This is a genomic window from Nocardiopsis lucentensis DSM 44048 (assembly GCF_000341125.1).
Taxonomy (GTDB): Bacteria; Actinomycetota; Actinomycetes; order Streptosporangiales; family Streptosporangiaceae; genus Nocardiopsis; species Nocardiopsis lucentensis.
In genome coordinates, this window is sequence record NZ_ANBC01000098.1 from 1 (window position 1) to 269 (window position 269).

Annotated in this window: 1 pseudogene; it reads left to right on the forward strand. The window is 69.1% G+C overall.

Annotated elements, in window-relative coordinates:
• A pseudogene (locus tag D471_RS32760) lies at positions 1-231 on the forward strand (ABC transporter permease); the annotation flags it as partial.
• Between the last annotated feature and the right edge of the window lie 38 nt (positions 232-269).

Here is a 269-nt window from a genome sequence, read left to right on the forward strand (position 1 = left end):
AAGCAGGGCTGGGCCTTCGCCTGGCGGTCGCTGATGGCGGGTGAGCTGCTGGTCATCATCAACCAGCAGAACTCGATCGGCTGGGCGCTGAGCCAGGCCCGCCAGCTCAACGACGCCGAGCGCCTGCTGAGCTACGTCATCGTCGTGCTCGTCGTCGGCATCCTCATCGACGTCTTCTTCAGCTGGGCGGACCGCTCCCTGCGGCGCCGGTGGGGGCTGGCCACGGCCTGAGCGGCTCGACACCCGGTCCCGTCCCCTCCACGACACAC